Raw genomic sequence first — 23,873 nt, 5'->3', positions numbered from 1 at the left:
GATGGTATTGCCGTAACAGGTGGGAGAGTAGGTCGGTGCCTAATTTTATACGGGAGCCCGCTGTCAACAGACAGCGGGCTTTCTGTTTTTAGGGGCAATTGGTAATAAGTTATGCCGGTAGGGAGGCGGATCCGTTCCGTCGCCATAATGTCCATCCTGCTCCTGGAATATCCTCCCATCCCATTAATCCTGGTCCGTTCCCAGTTCTTGGCCCATTCCTCTCATCCATTTAATCCTGGTTCAAACCCATCCTTTTCCATCTCAAACCAAACCATCCTCTCATCCTTTTTAGCTCCTTCTTCCTTGTTCAATAGTTAAAGAAATATCTTCCCTATATAATATACATAGAATTCAGGCAGCTTCTGCTTAAATTAAAAGTTGACTCCGTTATTGCTGAACCGTTTTTTTAAATCTAGCTCAAGTTCAGCTTGCAGATTGGTCCAATAATTCTATAAATTTATTGAAATTCAATCGATGATTCTTAAATTTAACCTTAGACTTAAGTTTAAACATTTATTTTATGTAATTATTTGCTTATTTTTACTGATGGTTTGCTAAATTATTTCACTTATCCCTATTGAAAAATATTATCTCTTATTTTTATAAATTAATTAATCCATAAAAAATATTCCTACTTTTACATATAGTTTCTTTCTGATTTTGCGTACAAATTGTATATTTATAAGGAAAGATAATAAGTTGTTAATATTGATTTGCCCAAAAATCAATTTAGTGGATTTAAGTTAATACATATGCAGAGCATTAAATTAGGAATAGTTGACGATAGCGTCTTTTGTCGTACTTTGACAAAATTTCAGCTCTTGAACATAAATTCAGTTCACTTTGATTTTGTAATCGAGGCAGAATCCATATTGGACTTTCAAGCTAAGGCTTCCTCAGCAGATATTCCTGAGGTAATCCTCTTGGATATCATGATGCCGGATATTGATGGTATTTCAGGTATCCCAATGATCAGGGCTCTTTATCCCAATGTACATATCCTTATGCTTTCCGATGTTGACAATCCAGCAATAGTTCGAAAGAGCCTTCTTGCAGGTGCGAATGCCTTTGTGAAAAAAGGAACGAAAGCAGTGGATATGATGAATATCATCATCGATGTCATCAATGGCTCCTCCTATGTCAGTCCAGAACTTACTAAATCTCTATTTTTTGGTATTCAACAACCTCCTCAATCGAGAAGAAAATTATCTAAACGTGAATTGAACATTGTACATCGCCTTTTGGAGGGATTTAGTTTGGATAATATTGCAAAAACCTTCGAAATCACTGTGGACAAGTTATGGCAATTGATCAATGTTATCCTTAAAAAGCTCAATATTGTGAGCTCTGTGCGGGTTCCTTCTGTATAGCAATCCTTAGTTCATCCTCTGCTAATAATAGTATAATAACAATATTACACTATCCTATTCCTTTTTTTTCTATTTTTCAGTTTTATAAAACGTGAAAACGATAAGTTTTTAACTAACCTGAAATGAAAAGAAAATCCATTATAATATTATTGATAACGGTACTGGTTGTTGGTGGAATGGTCTATTATAGGATCAACAAAAACAAAGAGAAAGCAGCTGCTCAACAAGGACCTAGAGGGGGCAATTCCTCCGTAAAGGTATATGGAACGGTTGTTCAGGGTCAGCCTTTCTCTGATTTCCTTTCTTTATCAGGTGCCATTGAAGCTGATGAACAAATAGAACTTCATACTGAGATTTCAGGTATCGTGGAATCTATCAATTTCACTGAAGGTGGACGGGTTTCTCAAGGACAACCTCTATTGACGATCAATGATGCTGAGTTGCAGGCACAGTTGGCTCAGGCCCAGACCCGCAATAACCTGGCTGCTGAAAATGAAAGGAGGGCAAAGCTTCTCTTAGAAAAGGAAGCGATCTCTCAGGAGGAGTACGACATCGCTAGTGCCGATTTCAGGACCGCGCAATCACAGATCCAATTGATCAAGGCACAGTTGAGCAAGACGGTAATCAGAGCTCCTTTTTCTGGTCGGATCGGTCTAAGGAATATTTCAAAAGGAAGTTATGTGACTCCGACTACCAATATTGCCCAATTGGTCAATACCAATAGATTGAAGGTTTCTTTTTCAATTCCTGAAAAATATGCCAATAAAGTAAGGATCAATAATCAGATAAAATTTAGTGTCCAAGGTGTAGAAGGGGAATTTACAGCGAAGATCTATGCTACAGAACCTGCCGTAGAAGCAAACACAAGGACATTATTGGTAAAAGCAATCACATCTAACAGTTCAGATCATATCATTCCGGGAACATTTGCCAATATTATCTTTCCATTGGAAACATTGGAAAATGGATTGCTGGTGCCTGCGGAAGCTTTGATACCTGTTCAAAATGGTAAGAAGCTATTTGTAATGAAAAATGGTCTGGCCAATGAGGTCATGGTTGAAACAGGAGCGAGAACGGATGAAGACGTATTGATTACTTCAGGAATACAGGGTGGCGATACGGTACTGACTTCGGGGGTAATGTCCTTGCGTAATGGCTCTAAAGTTCAGGTGAACCTTCAATAATCGATAAGAAATGAGTTTATCTACCATAAGTATTAAGCGGCCGGTCCTGACCATAGTCATGAACCTGATCCTGATTCTCTTTGGAATCATTGGATACACGTTCTTGGGTGTGCGGGAATTCCCTTCTATTGATCCAGCACAGATTTCTGTGCGGACAAACTATGCTGGGGCAAATGCAGACATCATTGAGTCGCAGATTACGGAACCCTTGGAAAAATCCATTAACTCAATTGATGGAATCCGAAATATATCTTCTTCTTCCAATCAAGGATCCAGTAATATCACTATCGAGTTTAACCTGAGCAAAAACCTGGAGGAGGCTGCGAATGATGTGCGTGACAAGGTTTCGCAGGCTTTACGGAGCTTGCCTCAAGATATTGATGCGCCGCCAGTCGTTTCCAAAGCTGATGCAGATTCAGAGCCTATCCTGACGATGACCATGCAAAGCGCAACGAAAAACGTATTGGAGCTTTCGGATTATGCCGAAAATGTAATCGCACAAAGGCTACAGACAATACCTGGGGTGAGTTCGGTTCAGATTTGGGGGCAAAAGAAATTTGCCATGCGCCTTTGGATTGATCCTGTGAAGTTGGCATCCTATGGACTGACGGTTCTGGATGTTAGGACGGCTTTGACCACGCAGAACGTGGAATTGCCTTCGGGCAAACTGACCGGTGCCAATACGGAATTGGCCATCAAGACCATCGGAAACCTTGCAACAGAGGAAGAATTCAGTAATATCATCATACGATCAGATAACAACCGAATCGTTCGCTTTTCGGATGTAGGTAAGGCCGCACTGGAAGCTGAAAACTTTGAGACGAAGATGTCCGACTCGGGTTTCCCCATGGTGAGTTTGGCAGTAATCCCTCAGCCTGGCACGAACTATCTGGAAATTGCAGATCAGTTCTATACGGAATATGACCGTATGCAGAATGAGCTGCCGGAAGGCTTTGAATTGAACATAGCAATAGATAACACCCAATTCGTCAAGAAAGCGGTATTGGAAGTGGTAGAAACCCTATTGATCGCTATCGTATTGGTGGTGTTGATTATCTATCTGTTCTTCCGAAACTGGTCCATTGCATTTAGGCCATTGATCGATATACCCGTATCATTGATTGCGACATTTTTCATTATGTACCTCTGTGGTTTCTCCATCAACGTGCTGACCTTGCTGGCCATTGTATTGGCTACCGGTCTGGTGGTGGATGATGGTATCGTGGTCACAGAAAATATCTTTAAGAAAGTGGAAGAGGGGATGTCGCCCATTCAAGCGGCCATCAAAGGTTCCAATGAGATCTTCTTTGCGGTAATCTCCATTTCTATTACGTTGGCAGCAGTGTTTTTACCGGTAATCTTTTTAGAGGGGTTCGTGGGAAGGCTGTTCCGGGAATTCGGTGTCGTCATCGGGGCGGCTGTATTGATTTCAGCCTTCGTTTCCCTGACCTTGACACCGATGTTGAATGCCTACCTCATGAAAGGTGGCGAACAGAAGAGATCGAAGTTTTATATGCGTACCGAACGTTATTTTGAAATGATGAACGCAGGCTATGCCGATTCGCTAAAAAGCTTCTTGAGCATGAAATGGCTTAGTTTTGCCACCATTTTGGCCTGTTTTGCATTGATCTATTTCTTCTATCAATTACTTCCTAAAGAAACTGCTCCTTATGATGATAGGAGTTACATCAGTCTGAGAGCAACAGCTCCGGAAGGGGTGTCCTATGATTATATGGATAGATTTATGACCGACCTAACCATGTTGATCAACGATTCAGTACCTGAGAAAAAGGTTAGTTTGGTGATTACATCCCCAGGATTTGGTTCTGCTTCGTCCAATTCAGGATTTGTCCGCCTTGGATTAGTGCAACCTGGTGAAAGGGAAAGGACGCAACAAGAGATCGCAGATGACCTATCTAGGTTGACGAGAGGCTACTCAGAAGGACGTGTATCGGTATCACAACAACCTACTATTTCTGTCAATAGAAGGGGAGGTCTGCCGATTCAATATATTATTCAAGCGCCTAACTTTCAGAAATTGGAGGAGAAAATTCCGGAGTTTATGGATGAATTGGCAAAGGACAATACTTTTTCCATTACGGACGTCAATTTGAAGTTCAACAAACCTGAAGTATATGTCAGCATTGATCGGGAAAAAGCCCAATCCTTAGGAGTATCGGTCTTAGATGTTGCCCAGACCTTACAAATGTCGCTTTCGGGACAGCGCTTCGGTTATTTTATGATGAATGGAAAGCAGTATCAGGTCATGGGGCAGTTTGATCGTAAGGATCGCTCAACGCCGATGGACCTAGCCTCTATTTTTGTCAAGAACAATCAGGGCCAGTTGATACAATTGGATAATATCGTGGAGATCGAAGAGAGAAGCAGTCCACCACAGTTGTTCCATAACAACCGCTATATGGCAGCGACCGTATCTGCGGGGCTTGCACCAGGTAAGAGCATGGGCGATGGGATTGAAGCGATGGAGGCGATCAAGGAAAGGGTATTGGATGATACCTTTACCACCGATCTTGGCGGTGAGTCCAGAGACTTTGTAGAAAGTGGTTCGAATACGATGTTCGCTTTTGGATTGGCGGTATTGCTAATCTTTTTGATCCTAGCTGCCCAATTCGAGAGTTTCATTGACCCTATTATTATCATTATTACGGTTCCGATGGCAGTTGCTGGAGCTATGTTCTCGCTTTGGCTCTTTGGCCAATCCTGGAATATCTTTTCGCAGATCGGAACGATCATGTTGATTGGTTTGGTAACGAAGAACGGTATCCTGATTGTGGAATTTGCAAACCAGCTACGTGAAGAAGGCTATAATAAATACGATGCCGTTGTTACAGCATCAGAAGCGAGGTTAAGACCTATTTTAATGACTTCACTAGCCATTGCTTTAGGGGCATTGCCAATTGCGCTTTCCCTAGGGGCAGCTTCAACCAGCCGTATCGGCATGGGGGTGGTGATCGTAGGCGGAACTATTTTCGCATTGATATTGACTTTATTTGTTATTCCTGCATTTTACCTGATGATGTCAAGGAAGAAGAACTTACATCCGGAATTGGAAGAAATTAAAATGCTGGAGGAAATTGAAGAATAAAATGAAGAAACTTGTCTTATTAGGCTGTCTGATACTCTTAGCAGGGGTGAATTTGAATGCGCAGGGACTATTGACCGCTAAGGATGCTGTTCAGATAGCTCTTGAGAATAACTTTGAAATAAAACTATCGCAGAATGACCTGCGTGTTGCCCAGGAAAACATGACCTATGGCAATGCCGGTATGTTGCCTACGGTTACAGGTAATTTCTCCCAGAACAACTCTGTCATGAACTCTTCACAGGTTCAGGCCAATGGAGATCAACGTTCATTGAGAAATGCGAAAAACAATAATATGAGCTATGGCGTTAGCATTGGATGGACCATCTTTGATGGTTTTGCGATGTTTTCCAGGTATGACCAATTAAAGGAGCTTCAGAAACAAGGGGAGTTTGAACTTAAAAAAACGATCTTGGCTAAGGTCTCCGATGTTATCTCCACCTATTACACCATTGTAGAGCAACAGAATCTTCTAAATGCCATAGATTCAAGTATCAATATCTCCACGGAACGCCTGCGTACAGCTGAAAATAGATTCATGATCGGAAAGGCTTCCCGCCTGGAAGTATTGAACGTGCAAGTGAACCTCAATGAGGATGAATCAAATAGACTAAGGCAAGCCAATGTAGTCAAGAACTTAAAGATTAACCTGAACAGCCTGATGGCGCGTGATCTAAATATTGAATTTGATGTAGAAAGAGAAGTTGAGTACGATGATTCATTGATTTATGATGAGTTATTGAACAAAGCCAAAGAATACAATCCAGACCTACAGATCATAGCCATCAATAAAAGGATGGCTGAATTGGAAGTGAAGAGAGTCAAGGGAAATCGATATCCCATTGTACGATTGAATACAGGTTACAATTTTTCAGAATCTGAATCCAGTTTAGGTTTCGTATCCAGTTCGAACTCCCGAGGGTTTAATTATGGTGTTACAGCTTCGATCAATATTTTTGATGGATTTAACCAACGTAAAAATGAAAGGGTTGCCAAGATCCAATTGGAAAACTCCGGATTGATGATCGATCAGCAGAATCTATTGATCAAGACAGCCATGTCCACCGCATATGAATCTTATCAAACAAACCTGTCTTTAGCACGATTAGAGGAGAATAACGCCGATATCGCCAGACAGAACCTCAATATTACCTTAGAAAAATATAAGATAGGAACCATCTCTGCCGTAGAATTCCGTGATGCACAGGAAAACTTTATCAATGCAGTATCTAGGTTCAATTCTTCTCGCTTACAGGCCAAGCTTTCAGAGCTTGCACTAAAGGAGATGATCGGAAATATCAATCTATAGTCTTTTGTCTCAATATTTTGACAGAAAGCAAACGGTTGTGCAAATTGGACAAACGTTTGCGTGGTCAAATTGTTTTTGTTTTATCAAAAATCATATTATCATTGTATTAGTGGTTTGATAATCAAGCCCCTCAACCAAATTATACCATTCGTTAATTTGTGATAAATCAAAATTTGACTGTTTAGTTTGTTTTAAAATAGGTGATTTATAGGGGGACTATGTCCCCCTTTATTTTGTAAATTAGTTTGATAATAAATTTATACTATGAATAACTCCCGTAGAGATTTTTTAAAGAAGGCTGGTTTGTTGTCCAGCGCAGCAATTACATTGCCCTCTTTGCAAAACGAGGTGTTTGCAAGCTCCAACTTTAATATGTCTGGATTTGCTGCTCCAAAAATAGATAAAGTAAAAGTAGCCGTAATTGGTTTGGGTATGCGTGGTCCTGGCGCCGTGGATCGTCTTTCATACATTGAAGGCGTAGAAATCGTAGCACTATGTGATAAGCATGCAGACCGTGTGACCAAGGCTCAAACTATCTTAACTAAAAAAGGATTGAAGGAAGCTAAAGCCTATTCAGGTGAAGATGGCTGGAAATCCATGTTGAAAAACGAAGAACTAGACCTTGTATATATCACAACTCCTTGGGAATACCACGCTCCAATGGCTATTGAAGCAATGAAATCTGGTGCACACGCTGCAACAGAAGTTCCAATGGGATTGACGATCTCTGAAATCTGGGAAGTAGTAAAAACTTCTGAAGCGACCAAGAAACATTGTATGATGTTGGAGAACTGTTGTTATGACTTCTTCGAAATGTTGACTTTGAACATGGTACGTCAAGGATTATTCGGCGAATTGGTACATGCTGAAGGTGCTTATATCCATGACTTATTGGACTTGAACTTCGATAAGAAAGGTTATGAAAACATGTGGAGATTGCGTGAGAACATCAAATTGAACGGTAACTTGTACCCAACCCACGGTATTGGCCCAATCGCGCAATGTATGAACATCAACTGTGGCGATAAATTGAACCACCTCGTTGCTATGCAGTCTAATGACTTTATGATGGCTGACAGAGCTAGAGAATTAGCAGCAAAGGATGATTTCTTCCAAGAATTCGTTGGTAAGAAATACAGAGGAAATATGGATACGACCTTGATCAAAACGGAAAAAGGTAAAACATTAATGGTTCAACATGATGTTACATCACCTCGTCCTTACTCTCGTATCCACTTATTGAGCGGTACAAAAGGCTTTGCACAGAAGTACCCTCAAGAAGGAATCGCTTTCGGACATAGCTTCGTAAAACCAGAAGAACTTAAAAAACTATACGATCAGTACACTCCGGAACTGGTGAAATTCATTGGTGAACAAGCTAAGGAAGTTGGTGGCCATGGTGGTATGGACTTTATGATGGATTGGAGAATGATCGACTGTCTGCGTAATGGTCTTCCTCTTGATCAAACGGTATATGATGGCGCCGTATGGAGTGCAATCGTTCCATTAAGCGTTGAATCTGTTTCTAAGAACAGCAGAACAGTGGATATCCCTGACTTCACTAGAGGTAACTGGAAAACAAACAAACCTCATGACATGACATTGAACGGTGGTGGTAACACCAAGATCCGTCCAAAGGTTAACGCGAAGGATGTTCAATTAAATGTGAAATAGTTAAAAATCCTATATTTTCATTAAAGCTGCCTCAAAAGGCAGCTTTTTTTGATTCCTTTCTGATTCCATGGCGAATGTCCTTGGTTTTCATTTTTCAATTACTCTGTTATCTTTGTAAAAGGAGATCTTTCAATCCTATACTATGAACATTTTCAAATCTATTCCTATTTCCCTTTTATTGTTCACTGCTTGCCAATCTGGTGCTAAGAATAAAGAACAGGTTGTCTTTTCAGATTCGGTTGCCGTATGTCATACCTCATCCATTCCTTCCCGTTTTGCAAACCTAAAGAAGGATTCAGTGGGTAATAATCTCCTAGGGGAGGATAAAGCAGAAATGGTCTTGATTGAAGGGGGAACCTTTGAAATGGGAAGCAATAGCTTTCAGGATGCACAACCTTTGCACCAAGTTACGGTCAATAGCTTTTATATGGACGTGCATGAGGTAACCAATGCCCAGTTTGAAGCCTTTGTGAAAGCCACTGGATATGTAACGGTAGCGGAGCGGCCATTAGATCCAAAAGATTTCCCTGGAGCTGACCCTGCTTTATTGGTGCCAGGCTCAGCAGTCTTCTCGGCTCCAAAACAAGTCCAAGGTTTGCAAGATCACTTGCAATGGTGGGAATATGTTCCCGATGCCAATTGGCGCCATCCTGAAGGACCTAAGAGTAGCATTAAAGGAAAAGAGAACCATCCTGTCACGCAACTTGCCTACGAAGATGCAGAAGCCTATGCAAAATGGGCTGGAAAGCGACTTCCAACAGAAGCGGAATGGGAATATGCAGCCAAGGCAGGTAAACATCGAGCGGAAACCTACTATTGGGGGTCTGAGAAGTTGGAAGATGGCAAATGGCTAGCGAATATTTACCAGGGTGAATTCCCCACCAAGAACTCTAAAGAAGATGGATTCGAAGCTACGGCACCAGTCAAGTCCTTTCCAGCGAATGCCTTTGGCCTTTACGATATGGAAGGTAATGTCTGGGAGTGGTGTTCTGACTTCTACAGACCAGATTACTACCAATATAGTCCCAAAGGTAACCCCAAAGGACCGGCAGATTCCTACGATCCCCAAGAACCCGGAACCATCAAACGCGTACAACGTGGAGGCTCATTCCTTTGCAATGACCAATATTGCGAGCGCTATAAAGCCGGAAGTCGAGGAAAAGGAGAAATCAATTCGCCGACAAATAATGTAGGGTTTAGGTGTGTCAAGAGTAGTATTTAGTAGAGAGTATTTAGTATTTAGACATCTTCAATATTCAAAAAGGTCTGAGAAATTATTCTCAGACCTTTTCGTTTTTTTTATATCTAAATACTAAATACTTAGTACTCTGTACTGCTACTGCGCATTCAAGAACATTGATTTCTTGCTGTACAATTCTCTGAAATGTGGATCGTTAAGATCTTTGATAAAGCGGATTGCTTCACCAGTAGATTTCATCTCAGGGCCTAATTGCTTGTCTACCTCAGGGAATTTTGAGAAAGAGAATACAGGCTCTTTGATGGCGTATCCATTCAGTTTGCGCTCGATCGTGAAGTCTTTCAACTTGTTCTCGCCCAACATCACCTTTGTAGCGATATTGATGTAAGGTACATCATAAGCTTTCGCGATAAATGGAACTGTACGTGATGCACGAGGGTTTGCCTCGATTACAAATACATTCTCATCTTTGATGGCGAATTGGATATTCAATAGACCGATCACATTCAATGCTTTCGCTAATTTGATGGTATATTCTTCCATTTTCTGCTGAACCTTTTCTGATAAGCTAAATGGAGGCAATACTGCTGATGAGTCACCAGAGTGGATACCTGCAGGCTCGATGTGCTCCATCATTCCGATGATGTGAACATCTTCACCGTCACAGATCGAATCTGATTCCGCTTCTTCAGCTCTATCCAAGAAGTGGTCAATTAGGATATGGTTACCTGGAAGATTTTTTAATAGGTTCACTACTGCTTTCTCCAAGTCTTCATCGTTGATCACGATGCTCATTCCTTGTCCACCTAGTACATAGGAAGGACGAACCAATACTGGGTAACCGACTTCATTCGCAACCTTGATCGCTTCCTCTGCAGAAGTTGCCACACCATATTTTGGATAAGGGATATCTAAATCTTTCAATAGATCCGAGAAACTTCCACGGTCTTCAGCCAAGTCCATGTTTGCAAAGTTTGTTCCGATGATCTTTACGCCTTCGGCTTCTAGGCGCTCAGCCATTTTCAAGGCAGTTTGACCACCTAACTGAACGATTACACCAACCGGTTTCTCCAATTCGATGATTTCACGAACGTGTTCCCAGAATACTGGCTCGAAGTAGAGTTTGTCAGCCATGTTAAAGTCTGTAGAAACCGTCTCAGGGTTACAGTTAACCATGATCGCTTCGTAACCACATTCTTTAGCGGCCAATAGACCGTGTACACATGAGTAATCAAACTCGATACCTTGACCGATACGGTTAGGTCCTGAACCTAATACGATGATCTTTTTGCGGTCAGATGCTGTCGACTCGTTTTCGTCTTCGAAAGTAGAGTAGTAGTATGGAGTCTGTGCAGGGAATTCCGCGGCACAGGTGTCAACCATTTTGTAAACGCGACGGATACCCAACTCTTTACGGCGAGCATATACCTCGTCCTCTGTTGTATTCCCTAATAACCAAGCGATTTGTATATCTGAATAACCTTTTTGTTTCAAGGTCATGAAGAAATCGCGAGGGATATTGTTCAATTGGTATCTGCGCAATTCACCTTCTAATTGAACAAGCTCTTGAATTTGCAATAAGAACCATTTGTCAATTAAGGTCGCTTTACGAACAGATTCCAAAGGAACCCCTAATTCGAAAGCATCTTTGATATGGAAAAGGCGATCAGCACTTGGATGCTCCAAGCTGTGCATGATTTCCTCTAAATTTCTTGATTGGCGACCATCAGCACCTAAACCTGCACGGCCAGTCTCAAGCGATTGAGCCGCTTTTTGAAGTGCTTCGATGAAAGTACGGCCGATTGCCATAACCTCACCTACAGCCTTCATCTGTAAGCCCAATTCCTTGTTGGCACCTTTGAACTTGTCAAAGTTAAAGCGTGGAACCTTAACGATTACATAGTCCAATGTAGGCTCGAAGTATGCTGAAGTATTTTTAGTGATCTGGTTCTGAAGTTCGTCCAAGTTATAACCGATTGCCAATTTCGCAGCGATCTTAGCGATAGGGTAACCTGTAGCTTTAGAAGCCAATGCTGATGAACGGGAAACACGTGGGTTGATCTCGATAGCAATGATCTCTTCGTTCTCAGGGTTTACAGAGAACTGAACGTTACAACCCCCGGCGAAGTTACCGATAGAGCGCATCATCTTAATTGCTTGATTACGCATATCTTGGTAACATTTGTCCGAAAGGGTCATCCCTGGAGCCACTGTAATGGAGTCTCCGGTATGGATACCCATAGGATCAAAGTTTTCGATCGTACAGATGATGATTACGTTATCGTTTGTATCACGTAATAATTCCAATTCAAATTCTTTCCAACCCAATACTGCTTGCTCCACCAATACCTCATGGGTAGGGGATGCATGCAGACCTCTGTTCAAGGCAGCGTCAAATTCTTCTTTCTTGTGCACAAAACCACCTCCGGTTCCAGCCAATGTGTAAGAAGGGCGAATTACTAATGGGAATCCGATCAACTGCGCAGCTTCTTTACCTTCCAAGAAGGAGTTCGCAATCTTAGAGTTCGCAACACCAACACCGATGTCGATCATCAATTGGCGGAATTCTTCACGGTTTTCAGTTTTCTCGATAGCAGCTACATCAACTCCTATCACTTTAACATTGTATTTGTCCCAAATACCACGGTTGGATGCTTCAATACATAGGTTCAAAGCGGTCTGACCACCCATAGTTGGTAGTACAGCATCGATTTGGCGTTCTTGAAGGATCTGCTCGATACTTTCGCAAGTTAATGGAAGTAAATAAACGTGATCTGCTACAACACTATCGGTCATGATTGTAGCTGGGTTTGAATTAATGATGGATACAGAGATTCCTTCTTCTTTCAGAGACAATGCTGCTTGTGATCCTGAATAGTCAAACTCACAGGCTTGTCCGATAACAATAGGTCCAGATCCAATGATTAATACCGAATTGATGGAGGTGTTTCTAGGCATTATTTTTTATTTCAATTGTTAAATACAAATAATTAAGTGGACGTTTGCAGACAGAGATTGCCTTAATGGGAGGTGTTTTTCCGACTGCTTTGTCGGAGTGCAAAGTTACATTTTTATTTTAATAATGAACGAATTATTTCATCGAAAAAATTGAACCTTCCTAGCTGCTTATTTAAGGAATTCATTACGTTTTCCTCCAATTAATCCCTTTATGCTTATCCTCACAAAAAGTTTCGCCCATAAAAAAGGGAACTCAATGATCTGAATTCCCTTTTTCCATTAATAAATGACTATCTCATCGGCGAATAGATAACCCTTCATCGGGTTAGTCGCCTTGATCTGTATATATCGTGCCATGACCGGCTTTTCCAGCTTGATTTCAAACTTCTGAAATTTCAATGCCGGGTCTGTCGTGCTTACCTGATTTTTTACGGTTCCCAATTCTCTGTAACTTTTTCCATTGTCCGAAACCAATACCGTAAACTCTCCCGGAAAATATACCCCCGGTGCTGGAATTTGCATAAAATTTAAGGCCACAGATTTTATCTCTTCTCTTCTCTCAAAATCCACAATCACATCTACGCCTTTGGTAAATCCCTGCCATTGTCCATCCTGGTAGGTCAATGTTCCTTTTATGCCGTTGGTCAGCGTCCTGTTGCCCTGGGCAGGATATCCTTCCCAAGCCGTTTTATAAATCACTTCTTTTCCAATGGCCTTATGTATATCCAGTTCTATGGTCTCCACCGGACTGACCCTAGCGGAATCCAAAAAGGATGCAGCCTTGATTACCGCCGATTTCGATAGCTCGATCGGAAGATTGTACAAGGTCGATGATTTGCTCGGTTCCGTCCCATCTATCGTATAGCGGATGTTTGGTTTAAACTGCTCCGAAGACAAACTAACGGTGTTCCTGACATGAACAGAATCAAATTCTACCTTATTGATCACATTATAGGATGGACGGTAATAGTTCACTTCCAATTTCTGTAATATCTTATATTGCTGTTGCAGTCTCTTTTGGAAATCAGGCCAGGACTTACTTTCCTTATCGGTCCATACCACTTCCGATAGCGCTAATGCCCTTGGGAATGCCATGTATTCCACATGTTGGTAGGTTGGGATGTGTTCCGTCCATACATTCGCCTGTGCACCTAGAATATGCTTTTTCTTATCATCTTGGATCCCTTCCGGGATAGGGTTGTAGCTATAGACCTTTTCCAATGGCAAAAATCCACCCAAGGCTTCAGGCTGTGTCCTAGGATCGGTTTGGTAACCATCAAAATATAAATATGCCCCAGGCGTCATAATGACATCATGCCCAGCATTCGCTGATTTAATCCCGCCTTCTTCACCTCTCCAGCTCATCACGGTGGCTCCCGCTGTCAATCCTCCTTCTAATATCTCATCCCAGCCTATCAGCTTTCTGCCTTTGGATTGCAGGTACTCATCCAATTGCTTGATGGCATAGGACTGTAGTTCATCTTCCGACTTCAGGCTATCCTTCTTCATCAAGGCTTGGCATTTCGGACAATTTTTCCAATGGGATTTATCAGCCTCATCGCCTCCGATATGGATATACGGGGAAGGGAAGATGGTCATTACCTCATCCAAAACATTCTTAAGGAATTTATAGCTGTCCTCATTGCCTAAACAGAATTCACCTTGGGTATAAGGTTGGCCTGTACAGGATAGTTCAGGGTAAACGGCTAATACCTCTTCGGAATGTCCTGGCATTTCAATCTCTGGAATAATGGTAATTCCACGCTTAGCGGCATAGGCTACCAGTTCCCTTGCTTGGTCTTGCGTATAATATCCTCCACTGGCATTTGGGGTACCTTCGTCTACATATTGTCGACCATTGTTCCACCAATCTTTCCACAGCGTATGCGTCCTCCAAGCGGCCTTCTTCGTCAATTCTGGGTACTGCTTGATCTCCAATCTCCATCCAGCCCCATCTGTTAGGTGCCAATGGAAGTAATTGAATTTATAAAGCGCCAATAGGTCAATGTATTTCTTTAGGAAATTAAAGGGCATAAAATTCCGGGAAACATCCAAGTGCATCCCTCTATAGGGAAATCTTGGCTTATCCTCGATGCGTACAAATGGCAAGGACTTACTGTCGTTCAGATAGCTCAATTGCACCAGACTATAGATTCCCGGGATCATCGCTTGAGCGGAATGCGCCTTAATGAGGATACCCTGTTCATCCACCTCAATGAGGTAGCCGTTTGGGTCAACACGGTCATATTCTTCCGCCTTAAACAGGCGAATTCCCGAATTATGCTGTTTTTTGATCTTTTTAACTAACTCTGAATTTCCAATATGAATGCCTGGTATCTCATTGACCAGATCTGCAACCTGGGAAAATTCCTCGGTATAGTAGAGATCTAGTTTTTGATTGAGGTTGAAATCTCCTTCTTGGGAGACCACTTTGACAGGTCGTGGAATTATGGCAATTTCCTGTTCTTGGGCAGATAGCCATAAGGGCAACAAACAGGTCAAAAAGAGTAATTTACGCAGATGATGAACCATATTGGAGAATAGGGGTTTGATTTTTAGCAAATATCCTAAAAAAATAATATTTAGATAACAATAAAAGTAGAGACATGGTTTTTATGAGATTATCCTAACATTCGTTTAACATAAATACTGTAAATATCATTAACTTTGTTGCATGATTGAACTTCCTGTAATTCCTGTAAACCAGACTCAACGTAAACCAGATTGGTTGCGCGTAAAGCTACCTGTTGGAAAAGAATACCGACATGTAAGAAGTTTGGTTGATGAACATAAGCTGCATACCATTTGCGAAAGTGGAAATTGTCCTAACATGGGTGAATGTTGGGGAGCAGGTACTGCTACCTTTATGATCCTAGGAAATATCTGTACGCGATCGTGTTCATTCTGCGCCGTAGCTACCGGTAGACCACTACCAGTAGATCACGATGAACCAAACCGTGTGGCAAATTCGGTCAAATTGATGCAGGTTAAGCATTGTGTTATTACCTCGGTAGACCGCGATGACCAGAAGGATGGAGGTTCACAGATCTGGGCTGAGACAATCTTGGCTATCCGTAGGGAAAGTCCTGAAACAACTTTGGAAACCTTGATCCCTGACTTTAAGGGGCAATGGGAAAACCTAGACCGCGTATTGGCCGTTCGTCCTGAAGTGGTGTCCCATAATATTGAGACCGTTAGAAGATTGACCCGTGAAGTTCGAATCCAAGCTAAATATGACCGTTCATTGGAATGCTTGAGAAGGATCTCCGAAGCAGGTCTTCGTACGAAGTCGGGTATTATGTTAGGTTTGGGTGAGACCGAAGAGGATGTTATCGAAACTATGCAAGATCTGTACAATGTAGGGGTAGATATCCTGACCATCGGACAATACCTTCAACCTACAAAAGCACACCATCCTGTTATTGATTGGGTAACCCCTGAACAATTTGAAAAATATAAAGAAATCGGATTGAAAATGGGATTCAAATACGTAGAATCCGGACCATTGGTAAGATCATCCTACCATGCTGAAAAACATCTCTTCGATATGCAATAAAGATTAAATCCTTAGAATTCTAAGGATTTTTTTTTGGAATACATTATTTTTAACCTTTATCAATAGTGTTTGATATGTTTTTCAAGAGAATATTTCTTCCCTTATTCCTACTGGAGCTGTTATTGCTTTTGTTGACCAGTTTAGCCTATTTCCTGCTGGTCCGCTTTTGGAATATTAATCTTCCAGAATGGGTATTGTGGATGTTTCCTATTGCTCTGAGCCTCCTTTTTGTCTATATCTTTCTCCATCGTATCCTTCTCATAATTTTTCCCGACATATCAAATGATGCCGTGAAACTGGTGCCGATTGGGATTTTATTCGTGCTTGTTCCCATCCTTACGGCAGTCTTATTTCCAGCATTGGCCAAGAGTATCCGTTACAATTTCGCTACGGTGCAACAGCTGAAGAGCATCAATAACCTGAAGGCCGGTGAAAGCCCTGTTTTTTTGGAAGTAGAGGATTGGTATGTGGATCGCATGCGCGTCATTCCCATCCGCAGCATCAGTACTCCTTCTCTCTTGAGTATGGGGAAACATCAGGTCAATATCCTGTTTATTGCGCCCATTTTCTCCAAAACAGATGCCTACCGAACGCATGCCAAGGCATGGTTGGGTTTTGCCTATAGCAAGGTATTTAGTCGAAAGGAACTGAATGAGCACTTAGATGATAAGTTTGCTAAAGGATCCATAGCCCATTTCAAGAAAATGAATGTGCGTGGTTTTGACTATTTTGAAGCATTTCCTAGGGGCGAACAATATGAGGTCTTTAAGGAGATGGCCCAAGTTCACGATTATTTTAAAAGTGGTTACATCAATATTTACAGAGGACAAGATGTAGACCGAGATATCTTATCGATCTACCATTTTAAGTATTTCCTGTTCCTGTTTGCAATCATAGGAATCCCGGGACTATTGATAATCGCAGGATTGATTGCCTATTTTAAACCTAAGGAATTTGATGGGCTGGAATAAGTTTATTTATTGGACCTGAGATATTCGGTCTGCCCAGCAATAACCGTTCTCAGGGTTTTAACATCTCTCAATTTCTCATTGGGAGCAGTCATGATATCGTCTTCCAAGATCACGAAATCCGCATCTTTACCTTTTTCTATACTCCCGCGTTTCTTTTCCTGGAAGCAAGAATATGCTGCCCAAATGGTCATGCCTCGCAAAGCCTGCTCTCTTGTAATGGCATTTTCCATCTGGAAACCACCCTCAGGGAACCCTACCTTGTCCACACGTGCTACAGCAGCGTGGAAACCATATAGGGGATTGTAATGTTCCACGGGGAAATCACTGCCCAATGCCAATAAACCATATTCTACCAAAAGCTTCTTATAAGCATATGCGCCTTTGATACGATCCGGTCCGATGCGATCTTCTGCCCAGTACATATCCGAGGTAGCATGGGTCGGTTGAACCGATGGGATGATCTGGAATTCCTTGAATTTATCAAAATCATTAGGGGCAATGATCTGCGCATGTTCTATCCTCCAACGGCGTTTTTTGCCATCTTTCAGGTATTTGCCATAGGTGTCCAAGATAATCCTATTGGCAGAATCACCGATAGCATGGGTATTTACCTGGAAATTGCTGTTGGCCAACCTTCTGATGACCTTGTCAAATTCTTCGGGGCTTTGCAATAGGAATCCATTGGTTGGTGCGTCATGGTACGGGTGCAATAGACATGCACCACGAGAACCCAAGGCTCCATCTGCCATTAACTTAAAGGAACGAACCGTCAATCGGTCCGACTCGAATGTTCCGGACCTCAAATAGTCCTTTACACTTTGTTCATTCGCAAGCACCATGGCATAATCCCTGATGGCCAATGAATCCTCATTATAGAATATCTTTAGGGATTCGATCTGTTCTTTGGTTAATCCGGCATCGACGATACTGGTCAGACCTACCGAAAGCAGTGAATCTTGAGCTCTTCTTAAAATCTTCAGCAAAGCTGAATTTTGTTGTTTAGGAATGTGGCTTTGAACCAACTGCATGGCATTGTCGATCAGGATGCCGTCAGGTAATCCTTCCTCGTTGACCGATATAACGCCACCCTCAACAAAATAAGCGCTGTCTAGAGATGCTTTTTGCAATGCACTGGTATTTGCCAGCGCAGCATGATAATCCACCCTTGTCAAATAGATTGGAATATTCGGGAAATATTTATCCAAGGAATCCTTGGTCGGGAAATCTTTTACCTCCCATAGGTTCTGGTCCCAACCATTACCAATGATCCATTTTTTGTCTGGATTGGCGCTAGCATAGGCTTTTAACCTTTCTAATACTTCATCAAAAGACTTTGAACCCACCAAGTTTACCTCATCCATGCCCTCTGCTAACATAAAGAAGTGCGCATGGGCATCATAAAACCCAGGATAGATAAACTTGCCTTCCACATCCAGTTTCTCCTTTGCATCATATTTGTTCAGTAGATCTTGTGAATCCCCCAGCTCGACAATGACGCCATTGTTTACGGCAAAGGCTTCCACTGTAGAAAAAAGAGAGTCTACCGTGTACACTTTCGCATTATAAACTATCAAGTCAATCTGTTTATTGGTGGTACAGCTTATGAACAAGCTAATCAGAAATAGAAATATAAGGTTGGTTTTAAGATTCATCGTTTCGTTAAGATGATTTAAGACAAATGTACTAAGAAAAAGCTGAAATTGCCCTGAATAAGAAAAAGCTTCTTTTAAGGTTAAAAGAAGCTTTTTCGATATTCAAAAATCAAAATACAATGAATGTTAGCAGTACTCGTCGAAAGCTGCAACTAAGTTGTCAGCAATCATTTGAGCAGGTCTGCCTTCAATCATATGTCTTTCTATCATATGCACCAACTTACCATCTTTGAACAATGCCATTGCTGGAGAAGATGGAGGGTAAGGTAACATATACTGACGTGCTTTGTCTACTGCTTCTTTTTCCATTCCGGCAAATACAGTAACCAATTTGTCAGGGTGTTTTTCGTTTTTAACGGCAGCTTTTGCAGCTGGACGCGCATTGGCAGCAGCACAACCACAAACCGAGTTTACTACTACGAATACAGTTCCTTCAGAAGGAATTGCAGAGTCAACCTCAGATGCTGACTTTAATTCTTGAAATCCAGCATCAACTAATTCTTGACGCATTGGAGCTACTAAATATTCTGGATACATATTCTAATTCTTAATGATTTATGCAAATATAGTCTTAAATGATACCATAGTCAAGCCGTTATCCTCAAGAAAATGTCAATTTTACAGTGAATAATGCAGCAATGTTTTGAATTGATTTGACTATCAAGTAATTTTGTGGTTCTAAAATCAAAAAGGAAAACTATGTCATCATTAGAAACTACCTACGTACCTTACAAAGTAAAAGACATTTCTTTAGCAGAGTGGGGCCGTAAAGAAATAGAATTAGCAGAAGCGGAAATGCCAGGCTTAATGTCCTTACGTAAGGAATTTGGTGCAACCAAACCTTTAAAAGGCGCAAGAATCGCTGGCTGTTTGCACATGACTATTCAAACTGCTGTATTGATTGAAACCTTAGTTGAACTAGGTGCGGATGTATCTTGGTCTTCTTGTAATATCTTCTCTACTCAAGATCATGCTGCTGCTGCTATTGCTGCTGCTGGTATCCCTGTTTATGCTTGGAAAGGCATGAATGAAGAGGAATTTAACTGGTGTATAGAACAAACCTTGTTTTTTGGAGAAGATCGTCAACCATTGAACATGATCTTGGATGATGGTGGTGACTTGACCAATATGGTATTCGACCAGTTCCCTGAATTGATCGATGGCATCAAAGGTCTTTCTGAAGAAACCACTACAGGTGTGCACCGTCTATACGAACGTATGAAAAACGGTACTCTTCATTTACCAGCGATCAATGTTAATGACTCCGTGACGAAATCTAAATTTGATAACAAGTACGGATGTCGTGAATCTTTGGTTGATGCCATTCGCCGTGCGACCGATTTGATGTTGGCAGGTAAAGTTGCGGTAGTTGCCGGCTATGGTGATGTAGGTAAAGGTTCTGCTGAATCATTGCGTTCTGCAGGTGTGCGTGTATTGGTAACTGAAATTGACCCAATCTGTGCTTTGCAGGCGGCAATGGAAGGTTATGAGGTAAAGAAAATGGAAGATGCCATCAAAGAAGCCAATATCGTGGTAACTACGACTGGTAACAAAGACATCATCCGCCCTGAGCATTTCAAGGCAATGAAAGATAAGACTGTAGTTTGTAATATCGGTCACTTCGACAATGAAATCGATGTGGCTTGGTTAAACCAAAACCACGGCAGCTCTAAAGTAGAAATCAAACCGCAGGTTGATAAATATACAATCGATGGCAAAGATATCATCCTCTTAGCTGAAGGCCGTTTGGTAAACCTAGGTTGTGCTACAGGTCACCCATCTTTCGTGATGTCAAACTCGTTCACCAACCAAACATTGGCTCAATTGGAACTATGGACCAATACTGACCAATACAAAAAAGAAGTGTACACCCTTCCTAAACACCTTGATGAAAAAGTTGCTCGTCTGCACCTTGCCCATATCGGTGTTGAATTGGATGAATTGACTCCTGAACAAGCTGAATATATCGGTGTAACTGTTGAAGGCCCTTATAAGCCAGAAGCATACCGTTATTAATATGAGTATTTAGTAATTAGTAGTTAGTATTTAGAATTTGCTGATTGCTTAACCTATAAATAAGAAAGCCGAGGGATATCCCTCGGCTTTCTTGTTTATAGCTTTAATTGCTTTTTTACGGCATTTAATCCGTTCTGTAGTCTGGCCTCTTCTAGACCGGAAATGATTACGTATTCCGCTTGGAGGGCCTTTAGTTCCTCTTTCCAAACTTGCATAAAGTGTGCTCTTTCTGTAGGGAAATCCCGTAATGGATCATCTTCCCATGGTAGGTCTATATCCATCAGGAGATAGAGGTCATACTTCCTTGATCTGATTTCTTCAGTTACTTCCTCTGGAGTATAGCCAAAAAGATGATCAGACCAAATCTTAACCGTCAATATCGTGGTATCACAGACCAAGAGTCCATGGCTTGCCGATGCGGTCAATGCTTCTTCCAGTGCAATCTGTCCGTAGAACATGTTGGTTTCATCCTGTAAGGTATATTGATTGTTCAGGTTTTTGCAATAATATCGAGCATATTCGGGGACACAGACCGTTCCTAACTCTTTGGCAAGGTAATTTGCCATGGTGGATTTGCCCGTTGATTCCGGACCGACCACTGCAATCTTCCTGGGATGCACTCTTTCAATTTCCATAGAAAGGCAATATTACTGAAAATTTTGATAGGTTTTCTTCCAATCCCGGTAGCCATTCCAAGCAATAATGGCAAAAGCCAAATAGAGGACAGCTGTCAAGAGCAGGTCCTTGTGGAAATATAAGGGTATATAGCAGATGTCCACAAATACCCACAAAAGCCAATTCTGAAGCACCTTTCTCGTCATCAGAAACTGCGCAACAAAACTGGTTGCTGTACAGAATCCATCTGCATAAGGTACATCGGTGTCGGTAAAACGGTCTAAGAGCAAGCCCAATATCCCCGAAAGCACCACAATCACGACATTGGTCAAAAGCATCTGTTTGCTGTTGAAGGAACTGATCGGACGCTCTTCAGAATGGGCCCTTTTATTCCAATAGTACCACCCGTAAATTGCTGTCCCTAAAAAATAAATCTGCAGAATAGAGTCGCCATACAGCTTGTTATGATAGAAGATAAATAAATAGGTCAGGACGGAAACAATACTGATAGGCCAATTCCAGATATTTTGCTTGGCGGCAAGATAGACACACAGGAAACCGGTAATCGTTGCCAACCATTCCAGGGGAGAAGTCAGCAGAAACTGCTCATACAATTGCTGTAGGAAGTCCTGCATGCTCTTTTTCTAGATATTTTCAATAAAAGTGCCCATTCTAATCCATTATTAAAAATTATGGTCAGAAAAATTTCCCATTTCAGGACAGCATATGGTCCAATAGTAGGGGTCTTATTCGAGGCATGTTCGAGAATCATTCGAGGATCATTCTGAAAAAATTATAGCCAATTCGGAATTTCCGAATGTGTCTCGAATGAGGTCAAGGTGAAACCGCAAGATTTCTTAAAAGGTTACCAAAAAAATTCTACAAGGTTTTCAGAAAAATTAGGGGAGAAGATTTTTACTGACCTAGGATTTAGATCAAAATTGTGGGGGTAAGTTATGCATCCTTCAATTACGGGGAGTAATTAAAGAGGTGACTCGGTTAAGAAGGGATCTCTGTTCAGGCTTATTGAACCAATTTATTGGCGCAATTCGTGCTGGCGAAAGATTCTGGTTTAGCCTTAAAAATAAAACCCATTCCTAGGATGTAGCCCATGGCTTCCTTCAGTGCAGTATTGGATTGGAAATTTGGATTTGTATTGATGTCGGCGTGGACTTCTAGATCGATTTGGTATTGATCCAAGAGGGGGCAAAGTTCGTATGCGGTTTCAATCGAATGCTGAACTTCTAAAAGCATTCTTTCTTTGATGGTCATGTTGTGACTTTTCTTGTCTTTTCTGATAAACATAAAACCACCTCGGTGTTCTCTGAGGAAGACAACGACTGTTGCAAACTCGACCGTTCCTCTTTTGACTTGGGAGTCAGTGCCAATGTAGACCTTGAGTTTGTTGCCAGCATTTTTCTCCCTTACAATGGTCTCCTCAACTGCGGACCATAAAGGAAGTTTTATTGTCTCTCCGTTGTATTTTTGCCATTCCATAGTATGAAAATTTGTTTATTAAATTTACGGATATGTGATTCATTATCTAATTGTTATATGTTAATAAATTGCTAAGTATTTGTTTAATTTAAAGCGCTTTTTCTATTCTTTGTTGCCAAAAGCCAAGTCTCCAGCGTCGCCTAACCCCGGAACGATATAAGACTTGCTCGTCAGTTCATTGTCCACGGCACCTACCCAGATCTGTACTTCGGGCAAGAATGCCTGAACATGCTGTAACCCTTCTTCAGAAGCGATGACCGTGGCGATATGCAGTTCCTTGATGTCATAATCATTCATGAGGTCCTTGCAGCATAAGACTAGACTGCGGCCGGTGGCTAGCATGGGATCGGCCATAATAACGATCTTACCATCTAGGTTAGGGGTGTTCTGATACTTCTTGTGGATCTCAAACTCACCGCTTTTCTTGGTATGCCTATAGGCAGCTATAAAAGCAGAGTCTGCATTGTCGAAATAATTCAACAAGCCTTGGTGAAAAGGCAAACCTGCACGGATTATCGTTGCGATGACCGGTTGAATGCTCATGAGATGGGTATTGGCCACGCCAAGTGGAGTTTCCACTTCTGAATATTTGTATTCGAAGGTTTTGGAGATTTCATAGGCCATTACCTCGCCTAAGCGTTCCAGATTCCTTCTGAATCGCATCCTGTCTGTTTGAACCCCTACATCCCTTAGTTCTGCTAAGAAATGGTTTGCAATGCTGTTTTGTTTCGTTAAGATAGTGACCATGACAAAAAGTCTTGTTAGCTACC

Annotated in this window: 17 protein-coding genes; 9 read left to right on the top strand and 8 right to left on the bottom strand. The window is 41.6% G+C overall.

Annotated elements, in window-relative coordinates:
* Positions 1–752: 752 nt before the first annotated feature.
* The 6 genes from ACWIB3_RS11785 to ACWIB3_RS11760 all read left to right on the top strand — a co-directional run bounded on the left by ACWIB3_RS11785 (position 753) and on the right by ACWIB3_RS11760 (position 9,862).
* Positions 753–1,370 (top strand): response regulator transcription factor, encoded by a 618-nt coding sequence (locus ACWIB3_RS11785; RefSeq protein ID WP_185213273.1) that lies wholly within the window; start codon positions 753–755, stop codon positions 1,368–1,370.
* Positions 1,371–1,492: 122 nt separating this feature from the next.
* Positions 1,493–2,554 (top strand): efflux RND transporter periplasmic adaptor subunit, encoded by a 1,062-nt coding sequence (locus ACWIB3_RS11780; RefSeq protein WP_185213274.1) that lies wholly within the window; start codon positions 1,493–1,495, stop codon positions 2,552–2,554.
* Between the two features lie 10 nt (positions 2,555–2,564).
* Positions 2,565–5,660 (top strand): efflux RND transporter permease subunit, encoded by a 3,096-nt coding sequence (locus ACWIB3_RS11775; protein ID WP_185217635.1) that lies wholly within the window; start codon positions 2,565–2,567, stop codon positions 5,658–5,660.
* A gap of 1 nt (position 5,661) precedes the next feature.
* Positions 5,662–6,966: a TolC family protein gene (locus ACWIB3_RS11770; RefSeq protein WP_454291665.1), complete on the top strand. Its 1,305-nt coding sequence runs from the start codon at positions 5,662–5,664 to the stop codon at positions 6,964–6,966.
* A 264-nt stretch (positions 6,967–7,230) separates the two neighbouring features.
* Complete coding sequence (locus ACWIB3_RS11765; protein ID WP_185213277.1) at positions 7,231–8,640, top strand: Gfo/Idh/MocA family protein; 1,410 nt, start codon at positions 7,231–7,233, stop codon at positions 8,638–8,640.
* Positions 8,641–8,782: 142 nt separating this feature from the next.
* Entirely contained in the window at positions 8,783–9,862 is a 1,080-nt protein-coding gene (locus ACWIB3_RS11760) for a formylglycine-generating enzyme family protein (RefSeq protein WP_454291664.1), read from the top strand.
* Positions 9,863–9,976: 114 nt separating this feature from the next.
* On the opposite strand, the gene carB is transcribed toward ACWIB3_RS11760, so the two are convergent.
* Both carB and ACWIB3_RS11750 read right to left on the bottom strand, forming a co-directional pair.
* Positions 9,977–12,796, bottom strand: a complete 2,820-nt coding sequence (carB, locus tag ACWIB3_RS11755; protein WP_313191635.1) for a carbamoyl-phosphate synthase large subunit — start codon at positions 12,794–12,796, stop codon at positions 9,977–9,979.
* 279 nt (positions 12,797–13,075) lie between these two features.
* On the bottom strand, positions 13,076–15,328 hold the full coding sequence (locus ACWIB3_RS11750) for a glycoside hydrolase family 20 protein (RefSeq protein ID WP_454291663.1): 2,253 nt from the start codon (positions 15,326–15,328) through the stop codon (positions 13,076–13,078).
* A 142-nt stretch (positions 15,329–15,470) separates the two neighbouring features.
* Between ACWIB3_RS11750 and lipA the strand changes: the two genes are divergently transcribed.
* The gene (gene lipA, locus ACWIB3_RS11745) at positions 15,471–16,352 is read left to right on the top strand and encodes a lipoyl synthase (protein WP_185213281.1); all 882 of its coding nucleotides are present in this window, start codon (positions 15,471–15,473) and stop codon (positions 16,350–16,352) included.
* A 74-nt stretch (positions 16,353–16,426) separates the two neighbouring features.
* Positions 16,427–17,323: a hypothetical protein gene (locus ACWIB3_RS11740; protein WP_454291662.1), complete on the top strand. Its 897-nt coding sequence runs from the start codon at positions 16,427–16,429 to the stop codon at positions 17,321–17,323.
* Positions 17,324–17,325: 2 nt separating this feature from the next.
* On the opposite strand, the gene ACWIB3_RS11735 is transcribed toward ACWIB3_RS11740, so the two are convergent.
* Both ACWIB3_RS11735 and ACWIB3_RS11730 read right to left on the bottom strand, forming a co-directional pair.
* Positions 17,326–18,975, bottom strand: coding sequence for an amidohydrolase (locus ACWIB3_RS11735; RefSeq protein ID WP_454291661.1), 1,650 nt, complete (start codon positions 18,973–18,975; stop codon positions 17,326–17,328).
* 126 nt (positions 18,976–19,101) lie between these two features.
* Complete coding sequence (locus ACWIB3_RS11730; protein ID WP_185213285.1) at positions 19,102–19,512, bottom strand: BrxA/BrxB family bacilliredoxin; 411 nt, start codon at positions 19,510–19,512, stop codon at positions 19,102–19,104.
* Positions 19,513–19,674: 162 nt separating this feature from the next.
* Here ACWIB3_RS11730 and ahcY point away from each other — a divergent pair, with 162 nt between their 5' ends.
* Positions 19,675–20,991, top strand: coding sequence for an adenosylhomocysteinase (ahcY, locus tag ACWIB3_RS11725; protein WP_254529650.1), 1,317 nt, complete (start codon positions 19,675–19,677; stop codon positions 20,989–20,991).
* 95 nt (positions 20,992–21,086) lie between these two features.
* Here ahcY and ACWIB3_RS11720 read toward each other — a convergent pair whose 3' ends face one another.
* From ACWIB3_RS11720 to upp, 4 genes are all read right to left on the bottom strand, one after another.
* Positions 21,087–21,626, bottom strand: coding sequence for an AAA family ATPase (locus tag ACWIB3_RS11720; protein WP_454291660.1), 540 nt, complete (start codon positions 21,624–21,626; stop codon positions 21,087–21,089).
* A gap of 12 nt (positions 21,627–21,638) precedes the next feature.
* Positions 21,639–22,241 (bottom strand): nicotinamide riboside transporter PnuC, encoded by a 603-nt coding sequence (gene pnuC, locus ACWIB3_RS11715; RefSeq protein WP_454291659.1) that lies wholly within the window; start codon positions 22,239–22,241, stop codon positions 21,639–21,641.
* A 388-nt stretch (positions 22,242–22,629) separates the two neighbouring features.
* A complete protein-coding gene (locus ACWIB3_RS11710) occupies positions 22,630–23,103 on the bottom strand; it encodes a ribonuclease H-like YkuK family protein (protein WP_185213289.1) in 474 nt (157 codons plus the stop codon).
* A gap of 102 nt (positions 23,104–23,205) precedes the next feature.
* Positions 23,206–23,850: a uracil phosphoribosyltransferase gene (upp, locus tag ACWIB3_RS11705; RefSeq protein WP_185213290.1), complete on the bottom strand. Its 645-nt coding sequence runs from the start codon at positions 23,848–23,850 to the stop codon at positions 23,206–23,208.
* Positions 23,851–23,873 lie beyond the last annotated feature (23 nt).

The organism is Sphingobacterium sp. NPDC055431, assembly GCF_053644255.1.
The sequence above is the reverse complement of the archived record's forward strand: the minus strand, read 5'-3'. Positions and strand labels throughout refer to the sequence as shown.

Excerpts from the sequence above, each read along its gene's own strand:
- ACWIB3_RS11785 (WP_185213273.1), top strand. The coding sequence starts at position 753 with ATGCAGAGCATTAAATTAGGAATAGTTGACGATAGCGTCTTTTGTCGT.
- ACWIB3_RS11780 (WP_185213274.1), top strand. The coding sequence starts at position 1,493 with ATGAAAAGAAAATCCATTATAATATTATTGATAACGGTACTGGTTGTT.
- ACWIB3_RS11775 (WP_185217635.1), top strand. The coding sequence starts at position 2,565 with ATGAGTTTATCTACCATAAGTATTAAGCGGCCGGTCCTGACCATAGTC.
- ACWIB3_RS11770 (WP_454291665.1), top strand. The coding sequence starts at position 5,662 with ATGAAGAAACTTGTCTTATTAGGCTGTCTGATACTCTTAGCAGGGGTG.
- ACWIB3_RS11765 (WP_185213277.1), top strand. The coding sequence starts at position 7,231 with ATGAATAACTCCCGTAGAGATTTTTTAAAGAAGGCTGGTTTGTTGTCC.
- ACWIB3_RS11760 (WP_454291664.1), top strand. The coding sequence starts at position 8,783 with ATGAACATTTTCAAATCTATTCCTATTTCCCTTTTATTGTTCACTGCT.
- carB (WP_313191635.1), bottom strand. The coding sequence starts at position 12,796 with ATGCCTAGAAACACCTCCATCAATTCGGTATTAATCATTGGATCTGGA.
- ACWIB3_RS11750 (WP_454291663.1), bottom strand. The coding sequence starts at position 15,328 with ATGGTTCATCATCTGCGTAAATTACTCTTTTTGACCTGTTTGTTGCCC.
- lipA (WP_185213281.1), top strand. The coding sequence starts at position 15,471 with ATGATTGAACTTCCTGTAATTCCTGTAAACCAGACTCAACGTAAACCA.
- ACWIB3_RS11740 (WP_454291662.1), top strand. The coding sequence starts at position 16,427 with ATGTTTTTCAAGAGAATATTTCTTCCCTTATTCCTACTGGAGCTGTTA.
- ACWIB3_RS11735 (WP_454291661.1), bottom strand. The coding sequence starts at position 18,975 with ATGAATCTTAAAACCAACCTTATATTTCTATTTCTGATTAGCTTGTTC.
- ACWIB3_RS11730 (WP_185213285.1), bottom strand. The coding sequence starts at position 19,512 with ATGTATCCAGAATATTTAGTAGCTCCAATGCGTCAAGAATTAGTTGAT.
- ahcY (WP_254529650.1), top strand. The coding sequence starts at position 19,675 with ATGTCATCATTAGAAACTACCTACGTACCTTACAAAGTAAAAGACATT.
- ACWIB3_RS11720 (WP_454291660.1), bottom strand. The coding sequence starts at position 21,626 with ATGGAAATTGAAAGAGTGCATCCCAGGAAGATTGCAGTGGTCGGTCCG.
- pnuC (WP_454291659.1), bottom strand. The coding sequence starts at position 22,241 with ATGCAGGACTTCCTACAGCAATTGTATGAGCAGTTTCTGCTGACTTCT.
- ACWIB3_RS11710 (WP_185213289.1), bottom strand. The coding sequence starts at position 23,103 with ATGGAATGGCAAAAATACAACGGAGAGACAATAAAACTTCCTTTATGG.
- upp (WP_185213290.1), bottom strand. The coding sequence starts at position 23,850 with ATGGTCACTATCTTAACGAAACAAAACAGCATTGCAAACCATTTCTTA.